The sequence below is a fragment of the Kineococcus arenarius subsp. arenarius genome, assembly GCF_050871845.1.
Lineage (GTDB): Bacteria > Actinomycetota > Actinomycetes > Actinomycetales > Kineococcaceae > Kineococcus.
The window spans coordinates 1-18,957 of record NZ_JBJLSE010000078.1 but is presented as its reverse complement, the minus strand read 5'-3'; the positions used below and the strand labels follow the sequence as shown (position 1 = coordinate 18,957).

The 18,957-nt window shown below is 76.1% G+C and carries 18 protein-coding genes, 1 tRNA gene and 2 pseudogenes; 3 read left to right on the top strand and 18 right to left on the bottom strand.

The genetic code is table 11. From position 1 onward, the window contains the following. From ACRYM0_RS15940 to ACRYM0_RS15930, 3 genes and pseudogenes are all read right to left on the bottom strand, one after another. Positions 1-426, bottom strand: a pseudogene (locus tag ACRYM0_RS15940) (hypothetical protein); the annotation flags it as partial. 32 nt (positions 427-458) lie between these two features. Continuing rightward, on the bottom strand, positions 459-1,358 hold the full coding sequence (locus ACRYM0_RS15935; RefSeq protein WP_432506731.1) for a helix-hairpin-helix domain-containing protein: 900 nt from the start codon (positions 1,356-1,358) through the stop codon (positions 459-461). 10 nt (positions 1,359-1,368) lie between these two features. After that, entirely contained in the window at positions 1,369-2,103 is a 735-nt protein-coding gene (locus tag ACRYM0_RS15930) for a TetR/AcrR family transcriptional regulator (protein ID WP_432506729.1), read from the bottom strand. Between the two features lie 69 nt (positions 2,104-2,172). Here ACRYM0_RS15930 and ACRYM0_RS15925 point away from each other — a divergent pair, with 69 nt between their 5' ends. Continuing rightward, positions 2,173-4,461, top strand: a complete 2,289-nt coding sequence (locus ACRYM0_RS15925) for a glycoside hydrolase family 3 C-terminal domain-containing protein (RefSeq protein ID WP_432506727.1) — start codon at positions 2,173-2,175, stop codon at positions 4,459-4,461. Between the two features lie 70 nt (positions 4,462-4,531). On the opposite strand, the gene leuS is transcribed toward ACRYM0_RS15925, so the two are convergent. The 3 genes from leuS to ACRYM0_RS15910 all read right to left on the bottom strand — a co-directional run bounded on the left by leuS (position 4,532) and on the right by ACRYM0_RS15910 (position 9,014). Further along, positions 4,532-7,072, bottom strand: a complete 2,541-nt coding sequence (leuS, locus tag ACRYM0_RS15920) for a leucine--tRNA ligase (RefSeq protein ID WP_432506725.1) — start codon at positions 7,070-7,072, stop codon at positions 4,532-4,534. A gap of 176 nt (positions 7,073-7,248) precedes the next feature. After that, entirely contained in the window at positions 7,249-8,115 is an 867-nt protein-coding gene (locus ACRYM0_RS15915) for a GGDEF domain-containing protein (protein ID WP_432506723.1), read from the bottom strand. Between the two features lie 77 nt (positions 8,116-8,192). After that, on the bottom strand, positions 8,193-9,014 hold the full coding sequence (locus ACRYM0_RS15910; RefSeq protein ID WP_432506735.1) for a shikimate 5-dehydrogenase: 822 nt from the start codon (positions 9,012-9,014) through the stop codon (positions 8,193-8,195). Positions 9,015-9,128: 114 nt separating this feature from the next. Between ACRYM0_RS15910 and ACRYM0_RS15905 the strand changes: the two genes are divergently transcribed. After that, a complete protein-coding gene (locus ACRYM0_RS15905; protein ID WP_432506721.1) occupies positions 9,129-10,160 on the top strand; it encodes an LLM class flavin-dependent oxidoreductase in 1,032 nt (343 codons plus the stop codon). A 77-nt stretch (positions 10,161-10,237) separates the two neighbouring features. Here the strand turns inward: ACRYM0_RS15905 and ACRYM0_RS15900 are convergent. From ACRYM0_RS15900 to ACRYM0_RS15880, 5 genes are all read right to left on the bottom strand, one after another. Continuing rightward, positions 10,238-10,310: transfer RNA gene (locus ACRYM0_RS15900), tRNA-Ala, on the bottom strand. 101 nt (positions 10,311-10,411) lie between these two features. Then, on the bottom strand, positions 10,412-11,044 hold the full coding sequence (locus ACRYM0_RS15895; protein ID WP_432506719.1) for a histidine phosphatase family protein: 633 nt from the start codon (positions 11,042-11,044) through the stop codon (positions 10,412-10,414). Further along, a complete protein-coding gene (rsfS, locus tag ACRYM0_RS15890) occupies positions 11,041-11,427 on the bottom strand; it encodes a ribosome silencing factor (protein WP_432506717.1) in 387 nt (128 codons plus the stop codon). The genes ACRYM0_RS15895 and rsfS overlap by 4 nt, the downstream gene beginning before the upstream one ends. A gap of 41 nt (positions 11,428-11,468) precedes the next feature. Continuing rightward, on the bottom strand, positions 11,469-12,119 hold the full coding sequence (gene nadD / locus ACRYM0_RS15885; protein ID WP_432506733.1) for a nicotinate-nucleotide adenylyltransferase: 651 nt from the start codon (positions 12,117-12,119) through the stop codon (positions 11,469-11,471). After that, positions 12,116-12,280 carry a hypothetical protein gene (locus tag ACRYM0_RS15880; protein ID WP_432506715.1) on the bottom strand — a complete coding sequence of 55 codons (165 nt, stop codon included), beginning with the start codon at positions 12,278-12,280 and terminating at the stop codon, positions 12,116-12,118. The genes nadD and ACRYM0_RS15880 overlap by 4 nt, the downstream gene beginning before the upstream one ends. Positions 12,281-12,376: 96 nt before the next feature. Between ACRYM0_RS15880 and ACRYM0_RS15875 the strand changes: the two genes are divergently transcribed. Then, the gene (locus ACRYM0_RS15875) at positions 12,377-13,372 is read left to right on the top strand and encodes a glycosyltransferase family 2 protein (RefSeq protein WP_432506713.1); all 996 of its coding nucleotides are present in this window, start codon (positions 12,377-12,379) and stop codon (positions 13,370-13,372) included. A gap of 16 nt (positions 13,373-13,388) precedes the next feature. Here ACRYM0_RS15875 and ACRYM0_RS15870 read toward each other — a convergent pair whose 3' ends face one another. The 7 genes and pseudogenes from ACRYM0_RS15870 to ACRYM0_RS15840 all read right to left on the bottom strand — a co-directional run. Beyond that, complete coding sequence (locus ACRYM0_RS15870; RefSeq protein WP_432506711.1) at positions 13,389-14,690, bottom strand: glutamate-5-semialdehyde dehydrogenase; 1,302 nt, start codon at positions 14,688-14,690, stop codon at positions 13,389-13,391. Positions 14,691-14,781: 91 nt separating this feature from the next. After that, complete coding sequence (locus ACRYM0_RS15865) at positions 14,782-15,174, bottom strand: hypothetical protein (RefSeq protein WP_432506709.1); 393 nt, start codon at positions 15,172-15,174, stop codon at positions 14,782-14,784. A gap of 24 nt (positions 15,175-15,198) precedes the next feature. Continuing rightward, complete coding sequence (gene proB / locus ACRYM0_RS15860) at positions 15,199-16,350, bottom strand: glutamate 5-kinase (protein ID WP_432506707.1); 1,152 nt, start codon at positions 16,348-16,350, stop codon at positions 15,199-15,201. Next, entirely contained in the window at positions 16,347-17,927 is a 1,581-nt protein-coding gene (obgE, locus tag ACRYM0_RS15855; protein ID WP_432506705.1) for a GTPase ObgE, read from the bottom strand. Before obgE ends, proB begins: the two co-directional genes overlap by 4 nt. Before the next feature lie 138 nt (positions 17,928-18,065). Continuing rightward, positions 18,066-18,320 carry a 50S ribosomal protein L27 gene (gene rpmA, locus ACRYM0_RS15850; protein WP_432494376.1) on the bottom strand — a complete coding sequence of 85 codons (255 nt, stop codon included), beginning with the start codon at positions 18,318-18,320 and terminating at the stop codon, positions 18,066-18,068. Positions 18,321-18,329: 9 nt separating this feature from the next. Continuing rightward, complete coding sequence (gene rplU / locus ACRYM0_RS15845; RefSeq protein WP_432482331.1) at positions 18,330-18,641, bottom strand: 50S ribosomal protein L21; 312 nt, start codon at positions 18,639-18,641, stop codon at positions 18,330-18,332. Between the two features lie 115 nt (positions 18,642-18,756). Next, a pseudogene (locus ACRYM0_RS15840) lies at positions 18,757-18,957 on the bottom strand (c-type cytochrome); the annotation flags it as partial.

The window sequence follows — 18,957 nt, the reverse complement described above, 5'->3', positions numbered from 1 at the left end:
CACCCCGCCCCCCCCCCCCCCCCCCCCCCCCCCCCCCCCCCCCCCCCCCCCCCCCCCCCCCCCCCCCCCCCCCCCCCCCCCCCCCCCCCCCCCCCCCCCCCCGCCCAGCGGCCGCGGCTCGGAGCGGACCTGCGCGAGGACCTGCGCGACGGCGCGCTCCTGCGCCCGGCGCGGGAGGTCGCCGGTGCTCGCCCGCGCCTGCTGCACCAGCACCGACACGAGCACGGCCAGGACCGCGAGCGCCACCAGCACGAGCCGGCCGCCGCGGCGGCGCAGCGCGAGGGCCGCCAGGGCTGCCAGCAGCACCGCGGCGGCGGCGGCCAGTGCCGTGCGGGCCGCGGCGCCGGCGGCGGGTGCCCAGGCGGCCACCGCCCAGCCGGCGAGCGCGGCGGCGAGCAGGCGCAGGTCCAGCGGCGGGCGGGCCACCGCGCCCGCCACCCCGGGGGGTGCTCCGGTGTTCACACGCGCACGAGGTCGCGCACGCCGTCGAGCAGCTTGGGGCCGATGCCCTGCACCTCCCCCAGCTCCTCGACGGAGGTGAAGCGGCCGTTGGCCTGCCGCCAGGCGACGATGCGCGCGGCGAGGACCTCACCGACCCCGGGCAGCGCGTCGAGCTGCTCGGCCCCGGCGGTGTTCAGGTCCAGCGGCCCCGCGGCCGCACCAGCCGCACCGGCCGCCGCCCCGCCGGCGGCTGCGGAGGGCGCCGGTGCGGGCGCCGGGGCCTCACCGGGCGCGGGCACGAGGACCTGCTCGCCGTCGGCCAGGGTGCGGGCGAGGTTCAGCGCGGCCAGGTCGGCCTCGGGCGCCGCACCGCCCGCGGCGGTGAGGGCGTCCGCGACCCGGCTGCCGGCCGGGAGCGTCACCAGGCCGGGGGCGAGCACGCGACCCACCACGTGCACGACGACGCTGCCGGTGGGCGTGGCGACGAGGGAGGCCGCCGGGCTCACCTCGGCGGCACCGGGCGTGGCGGGCACCGCGCTCCCCGCGCTCCCGTCCGCGGTGCGCTCCGGCACGACCTGCGAGGCGCTCGCCCCGGCGCCTCCCGCGGGGGCGGCACCGCCCGGCCAGCCGATCAGGGCGAACGCGCCCAGGCCGAGCGCCAGCAGCACCCCGGCGAGCACGGCGCCGGTGGCGGCGCGCGGCCCGACGCGCCAGCGGACGGCCCGCACGGCGGGGGGCAACCGGTCCTCGACGCGCTGGCGAACCTCGCCCAGCCGCGGTGGCGCACCGGCGCGGTGCCGGGCGGCCACGCCCCCCGGCGTGCTGCGCGCCGCGGTTCCCGGGGCGTGCAGCTGGCGCTGCACCAGGGCGCGGGCCCGCGCGGCGGCGATGCGGTCGGACAGCGGGGGCGCGGGCACGTGCCGGACGCTAGGTCGGCGCCCCGGGCGTCGGCACGACTGCGGGACGGGGCTGTGGACGGCCGCCCGTGGCGGCGACCTGGGGAACGCGCGCGAGCTCGGCGTCCAGGTGCGCCAGGACCTGCGCGGGCATGTCGACCCCCTCGGGGTCCAGCAGCCACTGCACCTGCAGCCCGTCGACGACGGCGACGAGGCGGCGGGCCGCGGAGACCGGGTCGGGGTGGGCGCAGTCGGTGAACGCCGCGCCGAGCTGCTCCACCAGGCGCTGGTAGCGCTCGGCGAAGAACGGCCGCGCCGGGTGGTCCGCGGCGGTCGCCTCGGCCGACAGCACCGTGAACAGCTCCACGATGCCGGGGCGGGAGGCGTTGCGCCGCACCACCTCCACCAGGGCGTGCAACCGGTCCCGCCCGGTGCGGGCGGTGAGCGCGGCGTCCTGCGCGTCCTGCGCGTCGCGGTGCTCCAGCACCGCCAGCAGCAGCGCCTGCTTGCTGCCGACGTGGTGCAGCAGCCCGGCGTGCGAGAGGCCGCACCGGGCCGCCAGCTCGCGCGTCGAGGCGCCGCGGTAGCCGGACTCGCCGAACAGGCGGACGGCCTCGTCCAGGATCGTGCGCCGCCGCTCACGGCCCTTGGCGTACCCGTCGGGGCGCGCGCCGCGGCCTTCGGCGGCCCCGTCCCCCGCCCCGTCCCCCGCCCCGTCCCCCGCGCCGTCCCCCGCGCCGTCGCCCGTCGTCCCGTTGCGCTGCACGGGGCGTGTCTACCACTTCACAGCCCCAATACCTACCACTTGGTCGGTTTCGGGGGTACGGTGCGCGCCATGAACGACACCGCCGTCCCCACCCCGGCCCCGGCCGGCCGCCGCGCCGAGGAGCTCCTCGCGCAGCTCACCCTCGAGGAGAAGGCGTCGCTGCTCGGCGGCTCCGACTTCTGGCACACCCAGGGCGTCGAGCGCCTCGACGTGCCGGCCGTGATGGTCACCGACGGCCCGCACGGCCTGCGCAAGCAGGCGGAGGGCGCCGACCACCTCGGGCTGAACGCCAGCGTCCCGGCGACCTGCTTCCCGCCCGCCGCGGGCCTGGCCTCCTCCTGGGACACCGCCCTGCTGCACCGCGTCGGCGAGGCGCTGGGCCGCGAGACCCGCGCCGAGCGGGTCGCCGTCCTGCTCGGCCCGGGCGTGAACATGAAGCGCACCCCGCTGTGCGGGCGCAACTTCGAGTACTTCTCCGAGGACCCGGTGCTCGCCGGGGACCTGGCCGCGGCGATGGTCGCCGGCGTGCAGAGCCAGGGCGTGGGCACCTCCCTGAAGCACTTCGCGGCCAACAACCAGGAGACGGAGCGGATGACCGTCTCCGCCGACGTCGACGAGCGCACCCTGCGCGAGATCTACCTGCCGGCGTTCGAGCGGGTCGTGCGCACCGCCCAGCCGTGGACCGTCATGTGCTCCTACAACCGGATCAACGGCGTGTACGCCTCCGAGGACCCGTGGCTGCTGACGCGCGTGCTGCGCGAGGAGTGGGGTTTCCAGGGCCTGGTCGTCTCCGACTGGGGCGCGGTGAACGTGCGTGAGGACGGCGTGCGCGCCGGCCTGGACCTGGAGATGCCGTCCTCCGGAGGCACCGGCACGCGGCGGATCCTCGACGCGGTGGCCGCGGGCACGCTGTCCGAGGCCGACGTCGACCGCGCCGCGCGGCGCGTGCTGGAACTGCTCGAGAAGGCGGCCCCGGCCCTGGCCGAGCCCGGCACCGTCGACGTCGAGGCGCACCACGCGCTGGCCCGCGAGGCCGCCACCGCCAGCGCGGTGCTGCTGAAGAACGAGCCCGTCGACGGCGCCGCGCTGCTGCCGCTGGCACCGGCCGGCGGCACCGTCGCGGTGATCGGCGAGTTCGCCCGCACCCCCCGCTACCAGGGCGCCGGTTCCTCGCAGGTGAACCCCACCCGCCTCGACGACGCGCTCAGCGCGCTGCGCACCGCGTTCGAGGGTTCCCGCGAGGTCGTCTTCGCCGCCGGGTACGACCCCGACTCCGAGGGCCTCGACGCCGAACTGGCCGATGAGGCCGTCGGCGCCGCCGAGGCCGCCGAGGTCGCCGTGGTGTTCCTGGGCCTGCCGCCGCGCTACGAGTCCGAGGGCTACGACCGCGAGCACATGGACCTGCCCGCCGCCCAGGTCGAACTGCTGCGGCGCGTCGCCGCGGTGAACACGAAGGTCGTCGTCGTGCTCTCCAACGGTTCCGCGGTGACGGTCGAGCCGTGGCAGCAGCAGGTGCCGGCGCTGCTGGAGACGTGGCTGCTGGGCCAGGCCGGCGGCGGGGCCGTCGCCGACCTGCTCACGGGAGCGGTGAACCCGTCCGGGCGCCTCGCCGAGACGATCCCCGTGCGGTACTCCGACAACCCCACCGTCGGGAACTTCCCCGGCGAGAACGGGCACGTGCGCTACGGCGAGGGCCTGCTCATCGGCTACCGCTGGTACGACGCGCACGCCCTGCCGGTGGCCTACCCGTTCGGGCACGGCCTGTCCTACACGGCGTTCGCGTACTCCGACCTGTCGGTGCGCCCGGCCGGCGACGGAGCGGAGGTCACCGTGACCGTCACCAACACCGGCGACGTGGCGGGCACCGAGACCGTCCAGGTCTACGTCAGCGACCCGGTGGCCAGCGCGTACCGCCCCGAGCAGGAGCTGAAGGGCTTCGCCCGCCTCACCCTCGCCCCCGGCGAGAGCGGCACCGCCACGATCGCGCTGGACCGGCGGGCGTTCGCGTTCTGGCACGGCGGAGCCGGTCGCTGGGTCGTCGAGGGCGGGGAGTTCGAGGTGCGCGTGGGCGCGTCCTCGCGCGACGTGCGCCTCACCGAGGTGGTGACCCTCGACGGCGACGACGTCACGCTCCCGTTGACGGGCGACTCCCCGGTCGACGCGTGGCTGCAGCACCCCGTCGCCGGTGCGCTGGTCCGCGAGTCCCTCGGCGAGGGCCAGTGGACGGCGATGCTGGACGACCCGCAGCACGGCCAGATGATGCGCGCGATCCCGCTGGTGCGGCTGACCCGGTTCCCCGGGTTCCCGATCGCCGAGGAGGACCTGCCCACCTGGGAGGCGAAGGTCGCGCAGTCCTGACGCCCGGCCCCGGATGCGCGTCAGGCCCCGGTCCCCTCGCGGGGGCCGGGGCCTCGGCGCGTCCCACCCGTCAGGCCGGGACGATGTTCACCAGCTTCGGCGCGCGCACCACGACGGTGCGCAGCGCGGCACCGCCGATGGCGGCCTGCACCTTCTCGCTGGCCAGCGCCAGCTCGCGCAGCGCGTCCTCGGTGATGTCGGGTGCGACCTCCAGGCGGTCGCGGACCTTGCCCTTGACCTGCACCACGCACGTCACGGTCTCCTGCACCAGCAGCGACTCGTCGACCACCGGCCAGCCGGCGCGCGCCACGCACGGGTCGTGGCCCAGCAGCGACCACATGTCCTCGGCCGCGTACGGCGCGAACAGGCTGAGCACCACCGCGACCGCCTCGGTGGCCTCGCGCACCGCGGGGTCGGCGGGGCCGACCCCGGGTGCGTCGATCGCCTTGCGGGTGGCGTTGACCAGTTCCATGAGGCGGGCGACGGCGACGTTGAAGCGGTACGCCTCGACGTGCTGGCCGATCTCGTGGACCGTGCGGTGCGTCACCGCGCGCAGGGCGCCGTCGCCGGTCGCCGGGTCCGCCCCGGGCTCGGAGGTGACGTCGCGCGCCAGCCGCCACGCCCGGCCCAGGAACTTCGCCGACCCGGACGGGGAGACGTCCGCCCAGTCGATGTCGTCCTCCGGCGGGCCGGCGAACGCCATCGTCAGGCGCACCGCGTCCACGCCGTGCTCGTCGAGCTGGTCCGACAGGCGCACGATGTTGCCCTTGGACTTGCTCATCGCCGAGCCCTCCATGAGGACCATGCCCTGGTTCAGCAGCCGCGCGAACGGCTCGTCGAAGGGCAGGTACCCCATGTCGTGCAGCACCTTGGTGATGAACCGCGCGTACAGCAGGTGCAGGATCGCGTGGGTCACGCCGCCGACGTACTGGTCGATGGGGCCCCACTGCGCGATGAGGTCCTTGTCGAAGGGCTGGGTGTCGTCCTTCGGGGAGACGAACCGCAGGAAGTACCAGGACGAGTCGACGAACGTGTCCATGGTGTCCGGGTCGCGCCGTGCGGGCGAGCCGTCCACCGGACTGGGCACGTTCACCCACTCCTCGGCCGCCCCCAGGGGGGACGTGCCCTTGGGGGTGAGGTTCAGCCCCTCGCTCGGCGGCAGCAGCACCGGCAGCTGGTCCTCGGGCACGGGCACCTCGCCGGTGGCGGTGTGCACGACCGGGATCGGGGTGCCCCAGTACCGCTGGCGCGAGATCAGCCAGTCGCGCAGCCGGTAGTTCTTCGCCGCGCGGCCCTTGCCGGACGCCTGCAGCAGCTCGATCGCCCGCGCGATGCCGGCGGCCTTGTCCAGCCCGTCCAGCTCGCCGGAGTTCACCAGCACGCCGTCGCCGGCGGTGGCCGTCCCCGACTCGGCGGGGTCGGGCAGCGCGTCACCCTCCGCGTCGCGCACGTCCACGACCACCCGCACCGGCAGGCCGAAGGCGCGGGCGAAGTCCAGGTCGCGCTGGTCGTGGGCGGGCACGGCCATGATGGCGCCGGTGCCGTAGTCGGCCAGCACGTAGTCCGCGGCCCAGATGGGCAGGCGCTCGCCGTTGACGGGGTTGACCGCGAACCGCCCCAGCGGCACTCCGGTCTTCTCCCGGTCGGTGGCCAGCCGGTCGATCTCGGAGGTCTCCTGCACGCGGGTGCGGTACTCCTCGAACGCGGCGCGCACGTCCGGCTCGGCGTCGGCGGCCAGTTCCTGCGCCAGGTCGGAGTCGGCCGCGACCACCATGAACGTCGCCCCGTGCAGCGTGTCCGGGCGCGTGGTGTACACCGTCACCGGCTCCTCGCGCCCCTCGATGGCGAACTCCACCTCGGCACCGGTGGAGCGCCCGATCCAGTTGCGCTGCATGCTGATGACCTTGGACGGCCAGGTGCCCTCGAGGGTGTCCAGGTCGTCCAGCAGCCGGTCCGCGTACTCCGTGATGCGGAAGTACCACTGGGTCAGCTTCTTCTTGACGACCTTGGCGCCGGAGCGCTCGGAGGTGCCGTCGGGCAGCACCTGCTCGTTGGCCAGCACGGTCTGGTCCACCGGGTCCCAGTTGACCAGCGAGTCCTTGCGGTACGCCAGGCCCCGCTCGTACAGCTTCAGGAACAGCCACTGGTTCCACTTGTAGTACTCGGGGTCGGAGGTGTGCAGCACGCGGTCCCAGTCGAAGGAGCACGCGTAGCGGCGCATCGACGCCCGCTGCTGGGCGATGTTGTCGTACGTCCAGGCGCGCGGGTCCAGCCCGCGCTTGATCGCGGCGTTCTCCGCGGGCAGGCCGAAGGCGTCCCAGCCGATGGGGTGCATGACGTCGAACCCGCGCTGCAGCCAGTACCGCGCGATGACGTCGCCCAGCGCGTAGGCCTCGGCGTGGCCCATGTGCAGGTCGCCGGAGGGGTACGGGAACATGTCGAGCACGTACTTCTTCGGCCGGGGGTCGCCCGGCTCGCCGCTGCGGAAGGGCTTGAGCTCGTCCCAGACCGGCAGCCACTTCTCCTGCAGGGCCTGCGCGTCGTAGCGCTCGCCGTCGCGTTCGGGCTCCGGGGCCGGCTGCACGCCGGTCCCCGCCTCGGTCTGCGTCATCTCGTCCTCCTGGTGGGCCGCGTGCGCCCGTCCCCCACCGTGCCCCGACACCGTGCCCCGACATGGGAAAACCCCTCGCTCAGGAGGGGTCACCGCGCCGGGGCTGCTGCGCAGCCGCTCAGCGCGGTCCGGCGAGGAGTCGGTGGGTCCGCACGTCACCAGCCTAGCGCGTGGCCTCAGCCCCCCGGGCGCTCGGTGCTGTCCGACGTCCGGTGGTCGCTGCGCCGCCGGCCCCAGCCGCCCTGCGGCACGCTGCGCCGCAGGGCGCGCCGCTGCGCCAGGGACTGCTCGGCGCGCAGCAGCAGCTCCCCCACCCCGCCGTCGTCCCACGGGGCCAGGACGGCGGCACCGACCTCCACGGCGAGCCGGGGCGGGGCCTCGGCGCCGGCACCGGCGCCCGCCCCCAGGCGCTGCTGGGCCAGCCCCACCCGCACGCGCCGCTCCAGCTCCTGCGCGTGCAGGCCGGCGCCGGGACCCAGCACGAGGAAGCGGCCCTCCTCCTGCCGCGCCAGCACGTCGGAGGAGCGCGTCGCCGAGCGCAGGGCGGCGGCGACGGCGCGCCAGTCCGCCTCGCGCTGGCCGCGCAGGTCCTCCGCGCGCTGCGACACCGACCCCAGGACGACCCCGGGCGCGACCTCCACGACGCACGCGTGCACCGCACCGCCGGATCGGCGCGCCGACTCCAGCACCTGGTGGCCCAGCAGCTCCAGCCCGCGCCGGTTGAGCAGGTCGGTGGCCTCGTCCTTGACGCTCTCGTCGCGGGCGGCCCCCAGCTCGGCGCGCACTCGGCCCAGCGCGTCCTCGACGTCGCGCCGCCCGCGCGCCGCCACGACCAGCGCCCGGGCCAGGACCGACAGCGCGGCCGCCGCGGCCAGGGCCGCCACGGCGAGCGCGGGACCGCGGGCCGGGACGAGCCCGCCCAGGAGCACGCCCAGGACGCCCAGCGCCGGCACGCCGACGGGCAGCACCCACCAGCGGCGCCCGGGAGCGCCGGAGGGGTCGCCGGAGCGGTACGGGCGGGGTCGGGGGTGCGGGGCGCTCACAGCAGTGGTCTCGGCCTGCCGGGCCGGCCGCTGGATGCGGCGTGCGGGTGACAGCACCCCCGACCGCCGCGGCGACCTCACCCGGCGCGGGAGAACTCCCCGGCCCGGCGCACCTGGTCGCCGGTGGGGCGCACGCCGGTGTAGAGGGCGAACTGCTCGGCGGCCTGCACGGCGGCGACCTCGGCGCCGGTGATCACCTCGGCGCCGACCTCGCGGGCCAGGCGCACCAGCGGCGTCTCCTGCGGCACCGCCACGACCTCCAGCACGGCCCCCGCGGCGGCCACCACGTCGCGGGGCGCGGGCAGCTCCTGCGCGCCCGCACCTCCGGCCATGCCGACGGGGGTGGCGTTGACCAGCAGCGCCGGGCGCAACCCCGTCGCCCCCTCGGTCCACCGGGCGCCGTAGGCGCGGGCGAGCGCCGGGCCGGTCTCGGCGTTGCGCGCGACGACGGTGAGGTCCTCGAAGCCCTCGTCGCGCAGCGCCGCCACGCAGGCCTTGGCCATCCCCCCGCTGCCCAGCACGACGGCGGGGCCGGCGGGGCGCACGCCGTGGTCGGCCAGCAGGTTCACCACCGCCAGGTAGTCGGTGTTGTGCGCCACCAGGTGCCCGTCGGTGTTGACGACGGTGTTCACCGAGTCGATGGCCGCGGCGGAGGCGGTCAGCTCGTCCACCAGCGGGATGACGGCCTCCTTGAAGGGCATCGACACGCCGCAGCCGCGGATGCCCAGGGCCCGGATACCGGCCACGGCGGCGGCCAGGTCGGTGGTGGTGGACGCCTTGTAGACGAAGTCCAGGCCGAGCTCGGCGTACAGGAAGTTGTGGAAGCGGGTGCCCAGGTCGCTCGGACGGCCCGACAGGGAGATGCACAGGCGGGTGTCCTTGGAGACCCGCCTGTGCAGCTCCAGCGGCAGGGCGGGGCGCGGGTCCGTGGTGGGTTCGCGGTGCTCGGTCACCGGCTCATCCTGCCCGGCCCCGCCCGGAACACCCGACGGAAGTTGCACGTTGAACCAGGCGTGAAGCGCATCGGGTTCCTCTCCTTCGGCCACTACCAGCCGGTGGCCGGCTCACGCACGCGCACCGCCCGCGAGGCCCTCCTGCAGACCGTGGAACTGGCCGTCGGCGCCGAGGAGCTGGGCATCGACGGCGCCTACGTGCGGGTGCACCACTTCGCCCGTCAGCAGGCCGCGCCGTTCCCGGTGCTCGCCGCGGTGGCAGCGCGCACCTCGCGCATCGAGATCGGCACGGGCGTGATCGACATGCGGTACGAGAACCCCCTGTACATGGCCGAGGAGGCCGCGCAGGTCGACCTGCTCTCCGGCGGGAGGTTGCAGCTGGGTGTCAGCCGCGGCTCACCCGAACCCGCCCTGGACGGCCCCGCGGCGTTCGGGCACGTGCCCGCCGAGGGTGAGAGCGGCGCCGACATGGCCCGTCGGCACACCGAGGTGTTCCGCCGCGCCATCGCCGGCGAGGGCGTGGCGGCCTCCGACCCGCGCCGCACCGGCCGCTCGGTGGCCCTGCCCGTGCTGCCGCAGTCCCCCGGCCTGGGCGAGCGCGTCTGGTGGGGTTCGGGCACCCGCGCCACCGCCCGCTGGGCCGGCGAGCAGGGCATGAACCTCATGAGCTCCACGCTGCTCAGCGAGGACACCGGCGTCCCCTTCGACGAGCTGCAGGCCGAGCAGATCGCCGTGTTCCGGCAGGCGTGGGCCGCGGCGGGGCACGCGGGCGAGCCGCGGGTGTCCGTCAGCCGCAGCGTGATGCCCCTGGTCACCGACGAGGACCGGTACTACTTCGGCGCCGAGCGCGGCAGCACCGACCAGGTCGGCTCCCTGGGCGAGCCGGGCCTGGCCCGGTTCGGCAAGAGCTACGTCGGCGAGCCGGACCAGCTGGCCGAGGACCTCGCGAAGGACGCCGCGGTGCGCGAGGCGGACACGCTGCTGCTGACCGTCCCCAACGCCCTGGGCGTGGACTACAACCTGCACCTGCTGGGCACGATCGCCCGCCACGTCGCCCCGGCCCTCGGGTGGTCCCCCGCCGGGCGCTCCTGAGGGGCGTCGCGGGAGCGAGCGCCACCGGAGCCGGGAACGGCGAAGGCCCCGGACTCTCGTCCGGGGCCTTCGTCTTGTGGAGCTGAGGGGACTCGAACCCCTGACCCCCTCCATGCCATGGAGGTGCGCTACCAGCTGCGCCACAGCCCCTTGCTCGTTCCGCCGGGTTCACCCCGCGGCAACGAGAAGAACTCTACCCCATCCCGCAGGGCCACCGTGACCGCCCCCGCCGGGCGGGTGGACCCGGGGGCTCAGCCCTCCACGCCCTCACCCGCAGCGGGCGGTCCGGCGTTGTACTCGCCCAGCACCCACCCGTGGCGGGCGCGCGCCAGCACGGCCCAGCGGGCGTTGCGGAACCCGGCCAGCGCACCCCAGGCGGTCAGGTCCAGGCCCAGCAGCTGCAGCAGCGCCCCCTTCAGCGCCGCCCCGTGCGAGGCGACCACGAGGGTGCCGCCGTCCGGGACGGCGTCCGCGTGGCGCTCCACGGCCCGCGCGGTGCGGGCCGCCATCTCGCTGCGCCGCTCCCCGCCCCCGGCGCGCACGTCGTCACCGCGCCGCCAGGCGGCGTACTCCTGCGGCCAGGACGCGGTGATCTCGGTGTGCAGCAACCCCTGCCAGCACCCGGCGTCCACCTCGCGCAGCGCGGGGTCCAGCTGCACCTCCACGCCCGTCAGGGCGCTCAGCGCACGGGCGGTGTCCGTGGCCCGGGTCAGGTCCGAGGCGACCAGGGCCGTGGCCCCCGCACCCGCCAGGTGCGCGGCCGAGGCGGCGGCCTGCGCCCGCCCGACCTCGTCCAGGGGGACGTCCAGCTGCCCCTGGAAGCGGTTCTCGGCGTTGAAGGGGGTGCGGCCGTGCCGCCACAGGACGACGGTCGCAGCGCTCACGCCCGGCTGTCGGCGCCGGCGGTGTCGGCGGCGGGCGCCTCGATCACCGGGCAGTCCTTCCACAACCGCTCCAGCGCGTAGTACTCGCGCTCCTCGGAGTGCTGCACGTGCACGACGAGGTCGAGGAAGTCGAGCAGCACCCAGCGCCCCTCGCGCTCGCCCTCGCGACGCACCGGCTTGGCGCCCAGCGGCAGCAGTTTCTCCTCCACCGCCTCGGCGATGGCGCGCACCTGCCGCTCGTTCGGGGCCGAGGCCAGCAGGAAGGCGTCGGTGATGAACAGCTGGTCGGAGACGTCCAGGGCGACGACGTCGGTGGCGAGCTTGTCGACGGCCGCGGCGGCGGCGGTCGTCACCAGCTCGAGAGCTCGCTCGGATGCGGGCACGGGGCTCCTCGGGTGGTCCGGGCCGCTGGCCCGGAGGACGATCAGGTCTTCTGGGCCGATTGTCCCACGCCGGTGGGCGCCTGCTCCCCGGCGCTGCGGTAGAGGCCGTGCTTGCTGATGTGCTGCACCACGCCGTCGGGCACCAGGTACCAGACCGGCAGGCCGTCGGCGATGCGCCGACGGCAGTCCGTGGAGGAGATCGACAGGGCCGGCACCTCCAGCAGGCTGACCCCGTCCAGGGGCAGACCGTCACCGCTGAGGACGTGCCCGGGCCGGCTGACGCCCACGAAGTGGGCCAGCGACCACAGCTCGGCCACGTCCTTCCACTGCAGGATCTGCGCCAGCGCGTCCGCACCGGTGATGAAGAACAGGTCCGCGTCCGGGCGCAGCTCCGCCAGCTCGCGCAGCGTGTCGATCGTGTAGGTGAACCCCTCGCGCTCCACGTCGATGCGCGAGACGGTGAACCGCGGGTTGGACGCGGTGGCGATCACCGTCATGAGGTAGCGGTGCTCGGCCGGCGCGATGTCGTGGCGCGACTTCTGCCACGGCCGGCCGGTGGGCACGAACACGACCTCGTCCAGGTCGAAGCGGGCCGCCACCTCGCTGGCGGCGACCAGGTGGCCGTGGTGGATCGGGTCGAAGGTGCCGCCCATCACGCCCAGGCGCGGACGGCGCACCGACGAGGCGCTCAGTGCCGGTTGCCCACGCTCTTGAACGACCACGTCACGATGAGCATGGCCAGCAGGATGCACACGGCGACGATCCCGAAGGCGATCGGCGCCATGGGCAGGTGACCCTCCCAGCCGTGGGCGGACTCCTCGGCGGTCTGGGCGGCGACCAGGGCGTTCAGCATGGGGGCGATCCTCCAGGACGGTCCGTGCGGTGCTGCCGCACAGTCTGGCACGCCCCGGCGCCGCGGCCGGCGCCGAGGGTGCGGCAGGATCGCGGGGTGGCCGAGCCCTGCGCGCTGAGCGTCGTCGTCCCGGCGCGCGACGAGGCCGACGTGCTGCCCGCGCTGGCCGCGCGGCTGCGGCCCGTGCTCGACGGCATGGACGCGGGCGGGCTGGGCGGTTACGAGGTCCTCGTCGTGGACGACGGCAGCACCGACGCCACGCCCGTGGTGCTGGCGCGGCTGCGCCGCGGCTGGCCGCAGCTGCGCGTCGTGCGGCTGCGCACCGGCGCCGGGCACCAGGCGGCCCTGTCCGCGGGGCTGGCGCGCTCGCGCGGCCGGCGCGGCGTGGTGACCATGGACGCCGACCTGCAGGACCCCCCCGAGGTGCTGCCCGACCTGCTCGCCGCCGCCCGCGGGGACGTCGAGGTCGTGTACGCCGTGCGCAGCGACCGCTCCGTGGACGGCCCCCTCAAGCGCCTGACCGCCGCGGCGTTCTACCGCCTCGTGCGGGCCCTGGGCGGCACGGCCCCGGCGCAGGCCGGCGACTTCCGCTACACCAGCCGCGCGGTCGTGGACACGGTGCTGCAGCTGCCCGAGCAGCACCGCGTGCTGCGGCTGGTCGTGCCCGAGCTGGGTTTCCGCGCCGCCACCGTGCCCTACGCGCGGGCCGCGCGCGGGGCCGGGCGCACCAAGTACCCGCTGCGCCGGATGGTGCGGCTCTCGCTGGACGCCATCACCGGCTCCTCCACCGCCCCGCTGCGCCTGGCCACCCTCTTCGGGCTGGGCGGCGCGGTGCTGACCTCGCTGCTGCTGGTGTACGCGCTGGTGTCCTTCGCCGCCGGCTCCACCGTGCCGGGGTGGACGTCCACGCTCGCGGTCGTCGCGGGTTCCGGGACCCTGCAGCTGCTGTGCCTGGGGGTCCTGGGCGAGTACGTGGGCCGGCTGTACGTGCAGCTGCAGGGCAGACCCACCTACCTCGTCGCCGCGGACTCGCTGGACGCCGACGACCCGCCGGGGCCCGCCGACCCGCCCGGCGCCGGACGGGCCGGCTGAGACGCGGGCGGCCCGGTCAGGGGCGCACGTGCCCGTCGCCGAGGACCTGCCAGGTCGTGGTGGTCAGCTCCGACAGGCCCATCGGCCCGCGGGCGTGCAGCTTCTGCGTGGAGATGCCGACCTCGGCCCCCAGCCCGAACTCCCCGCCGTCGGTGAAGCGGGTGGAGGCGTTGACCGCCACGACCGCGGAGTCCACCGCGGCGCAGAAGTGGTCGGTCACCCGCACGTCGGTGGCCAGCACGGCCTCGGTGTGCGCGGAGGACCAGCGACCGATGTGCTCCACGGCGTCCTCCACCGAGTCCACGACCCCCACGGCGATCTCGAGCCCGTGGTACTCCGCGGCCCAGTCGGCGTCGGTGACCGGCTCGGCGTCCACACCGGCGGCGGCCGCCGCCGCCAGCGCCCGCTCGTCGGCGTGCAGCCGCACCCCCGCCCCGGTCAGCGCGCGCAGCAGCGTCGGCAGGAAGTCCGACGACAGCGCCGAGTGCACCAGGACCGTCTCGGCGGCGTTGCACACGCTGGGCCGCGACGTCTTGGAGTTCAGGACCACCTCGACGGCCTGGGCGAGGTCGGCGGAGGCGTCCACGTAGACGTGGCAGTTGCCCACCCCCGTCTCGATGACCGGGACGGTGGCCTCGCGCACGACGCGCTGGATGAGCTCCGCCCCGCCGCGGGGCACCAGCAGGTCCACCAGGCCGCGCGCGGTCAGCAGCACGCCCACCCCGTCGCGGCCGTGCTCGTCGATGCCCTGCACCGCGTCGGCCGGCAGGCCCGCGGCCTCCAGCGCGGCGCGCACCACGTCCACCAGCACCGTGTTGGTGCTGATGGCCGCCGACCCGCCGCGCAGCACCACGGCGTTGCCGCTCTTGAGCGCCAGCACGGCCACGTCCACGGTCACGTTGGGCCGCGCCTCGTACACCACGCCGAGCACGCCCATCGGCACGCGCAGCTGGCGCAGGCGCAACCCGTTGGGCAGCGTGGAGCCGCGGACCACCTCCCCCACCGGGTCCGGCAGCGCGGCGACCTCGCGCACCGCCGCGGCCAGCGCCGCGACGCGGCCGGCGTCCAGCGCCAGGCGGTCCAGCAGGTGCTCGGACGTGCCGCGCTCGCGGCCGCGCGCGAGGTCCTCGGCGTTCGCCGCCACGATCCGGTCCGTGGCGGCCACCAGGGCGTCGGCCACCGCCAGCAGCGCGGCGTCCTTGGCCGCGCTCGTGGCCAGGCGCAGCGGTCGCGCGGCGGCCCGGGCCCGGCGGCAGGTCCCCAGGACCGCCTCGGTGACGTCGCTGCTCCCGGTGGTGGCTTCGGCCAGAGCGGTCATGCGCACAGCGTACGGCGGTGCGGTGCACGGCGGGGCGGTGCACGGCGGGGCGGTGCACCACGGGGCCGGGCCGGGTGGCAGCGCCCCGCGCTCACCAGGGCGCCACGTCGCCCAGCAGCTCCAGCCCCGCGCGCGACGGCCGCGAGCGGCGCGGTCCGCGCAGCAGCCCGCGCTGGCGCTGGGCCGCCCGGTGCTCGACGGTGGCGCGGTCGACGACCTCCACGCCCACCACGTCCCAGGCGGGCAGCCCGGCGCTGGCCCGGTGCTCGGGCCACAGCCGCACCGCCATGGCGGCGGCGTCGTCGACGTCGCGCGCCTCGTCCCAGTACCGCACCTCCGCGCGGGTCTCGCTGTAGCGGATGCTCGACAGGAAGGGGTGCTCGCCCACCAGCCGGTCCAGGGCCGGGCGCAACTGCTCCACGTCCACCGGCTGCCCGGCCAGCGTCAGGGTCACCGACCACAGCGACAGCGGGGCTTCACCCAACTCCGGCTCCTCGCTGCACGCGCCTCAGGGACGTCCCAGGAGCACCAGGTGGTCGCGGTGGACCACCTCGCGCTCGTACGCCGGACCCCACTGCCGGGCGAGCTCGCGCGTCGACCGGCCGAGCATGTCCGGCAGCTCCTCCGAGGAGTAGTTCACCAGCCCGCGGGCCAGCGCGCGGCCGTTTCCGTCGACCAGGTCCACCGGGTCCCCCGCGCGGAAGCGGCCGCTGAGCCCGAGGACGCCGGCCGGCAGCAGGGAGGACCTGCGCTCGCGCACCGCCCGCACCGCGCCCTCGTCCAGCACGAGGCGGCCGGCGGGGCTGGCGGCGTGGGCCAGCCACAGCTGCCGGGTGCCGCGGCGCGACGCGCGGGCCGGCGGCACCGCGAACCACGTGCCCACGTCGGCGCCGGACAGCGCCTCGCGGGCCAGCGGCGCGGAGGTCACCAGCGCCGGCACCCCGGCGGCCACGGCGATGCTCGCCGCCTCCACCTTGGTGCTCATCCCGCCGGTGCCCACCCCGGCCGCGCCGGCGGCGCCCACGGTGACGCCGGCCAGGTCCTGCGGGCCGCGCACGAGGGCGATGCGCCGAGCGCCCGGGCGCGACGGCGGGGCGTCGTACAGGGCGTCGACGTCGCTGAGCAGCACCAGGGCGTCGGCGCGCACCAGGTGCGCCACCAGCGCGGCGAGGCGGTCGTTGTCGCCGAAGCGGATCTCGTGGGTGGCCACGGTGTCGTTCTCGTTGACCACGGGCACCACGCCCAGCGACAGCAGCCGTTCCAGCGTGCGCTGGGCGTTGCCGTAGTGGCTGCGCCGCGCCACGTCCTCCGCGGTCAGCAGGACCTGCCCGACGGTGAGGCGCGCACGGGCGAAGGCGCGGGTGTACTCGGCCAGCAGCAGCCCCTGCCCCACGCTCGCCGCGGCCTGCTGGCTGGCGAGGTCGCGGGGCCGCTTGCGCAGGCCCAGCGGGGCGAGCCCCGCCGCGATGGCCCCGGAGGAGACCAGGACGACGTCGCCGCCGGCCACCCGCCGCTGCGCCAGGACGTCGACGAGGGCGTCCAGGCGCGCGGCGTCCAGCCCGCCGGCCGCGGTGGTCAGCGAGGAGGATCCGACCTTGACGACGACCCGGCGCGCACCGGCGAGGTCCTCGCGGCGGGTCGCCGCGGCGGGTGCGCTCACCGGCCCTCGGTGGGCGGCTCGCCGCCGGCGGGGTCGACGGCGGGGTCGTGGGAGTCGTCGTCGGCCGTCCAGTGACCGGCGCGGCGCTCGGCCTCCAGCTCGGAGCGGGCCGCGACCTTCGCGGCGCGGCGCTCGCGCTCCTGCTCGCGCTTGACGGAGCGGGTGGGGCGGGAGTGGTCCTCCAGGCGCAGGTCGGAGCCGCGCTGGCCCAGCACCTCCGCGCCGGAGACCATGGTCGGTTCCCAGTCGAAGACGACGGCGTTCTCGTCGTCGCCGATGACCACCTCGGCGCCGGGGACCGCACCGGCCTTGAACAGCTCGTCCTCCACGCCGAGGCGGGCGAGGCGGTCGGCGAGGTAGCCCACCGCCTCGTCGTTGGTGAAGTCGGTCTGGCGCACCCAGCGGCGCGGCTTCTGCCCGCGCACCCGGAAGCGGACCTGCCGGGCCTCGGCGTCGCCGTACTCCTCGCGCGTCACCGAGAACCCGGCCTCGTCGACGGCGGGCGGGGTCAGCACGACGCGCGTGGGCACCGCCTCGGGAGCGGCCGCGCGGGCGGCGCGGACGAGCTCGGCCATCGCGAACCCCAGCTCCCGCAGCCCCGTGCGGGCGACCGCGGAGACGACGAAGACCGGTGCGCCGCGCCGCTCCAGGTCGGCACGGACGATCTCGGCCATGTCCCGGGCGTCGGGGACGTCGGCCTTGTTGATCACGACGATCCGGGGGCGGTCCTGCAGCGGGACGGTGCCGTCGTCGACGCGGTAGGCGGCCAGCTCCTTCTCGATGGCCTCCAGGTCGCTGACGGGGTCGCGGTCGACCTCGAGGCTCGCGCCGTCCAGGACGTGCACGAGGGCGACGCAGCGCTCGACGTGGCGCAGGAAGTCCAGGCCCAGCCCGCGGCCCTCGCTGGCGCCGGGGATCAGGCCGGGCACGTCGGCGACGGTGAAGCGGGTCTCGCCGGCCTCGACGACGCCGAGGTTCGGCACGAGCGTGGTGAAGGGGTAGTCGGCGATCTTCGGGCGGGCCGCCGACAGCGCCGCGACGAGGCTGGACTTGCCGGCGCTGGGGAAGCCGACGAGCGCGACGTCGGCGAGCGTCTTCAGCTCCAGCACGACGTCGCGGGTCTCGCCGGGCTCACCGAGCAGGGCGAAGCCGGGGGCCTTGCGGCGCGGGGAGGCCAGGGCGGCGTTGCCGAGGCCGCCGCGGCCGCCGGCGGCCACGACGAAGCGGGTGCCCGCACCGACCATGTCGGCCAGCAGGTCGCCCTTCGCGGAGCGCACGATGGTGCCGTCCGGCACGCCGATGACGAGGTCCTCGCCCTCGGCGCCGCTGCGGTGGCCGCCCATGCCGAAGCGGCCGTCGGGAGCGCTGCGGTGCGGGCGGCGGTGCAGGTCCAGCAGGGTCGTCACCTGCGGGTCGACCTCGAGGACGACGTCGCCGCCGCGCCCGCCGTTGCCGCCGTCGGGGCCGCCGAGCGGCTTGAACTTCTCGCGGTGCACCGACGCGCAGCCGTTGCCGCCGTCACCGCCCGCGACGTGCAGGACGACCCGGTCCACGAACGTGGGGGACGTGGCGGACATGGCGACTCTCCGGCTCTCTGAGGACTGCTGGCCCCCGGACGCCGTTCAGCGGGCGGGGGGTGGTGCGTTCACGGGGCGACGCACGGAGGGGCGGACCGGATGCCCGGTCCGCCCCTCCGTGTCACGACTGGTGCGTCGTCACTCGCCCGCGACGACGTTGACGACCTTGCGGCCGCGGCGGGTGCCGAACTCGACGGCACCCGGGACCAGCGCGAACAGCGTGTCGTCGCCGCCCCGGCCCACACCGTCACCGGGGTGGAAGTGGGTGCCGCGCTGGCGGACGAGGATCTCGCCCGCGCTGACGACCTGGCCACCGAACCGCTTCACGCCGAGGCGCTGGGCGTTGGAGTCACGACCGTTGCGCGAGGAGCTCGCGCCCTTCTTGTGTGCCATGAGCTGACGTCACTCCCCGATGCTGGTGATCTTGACACGGGTCAGCTTGGAGCGGTGCCCCTGGCGCTTGCGGTACCCGGTCTTGTTCTTGTACTTCAGGATGGTGATCTTGGGGCCGCGGGCCCCTTCGATCACCTCGGCGACGACCTTGACACCCGACAGCGCGGACGCGTCGTGGGTGACGGTCTCACCGTCGACGAGGAGCAGCGGCTGCAGCTGCAGGGTCTCCCCGCTGGGAACGGCGACCCGGTCGATGGTCAGCACGTCGCCGACCGAGACCTTCTCCTGCCGGCCGCCGGCGCGGACGATGGCGTAGACCACAACGAACCCGTTTCTCTCGCACGAACTGGGACGCCACCGGCCCGCCGTCGGCGGACCAGGGCTCGCGCACGGTGGCGCACCAAGGGTCAAGCGTACGGAACGCCACCCTCAGGGGTCAAAACGACTCGCCGCCGCCACCGGTGGTGGCGTGCTCGCCCGCGCCCTCGGCGGCCGCGGCCTCCGTGCGGCGGGCGGCCGCGACGGCCGCGATGGCGGCCAGCACGGCGGGGTCCTTGCCCGGCTCCCGCACGGTCGGCTCCGCGGCGGACTGGTCGGGGGCAGGCGGCTGCTCCTCGGCGCGCGCCTCCCGGGAGGC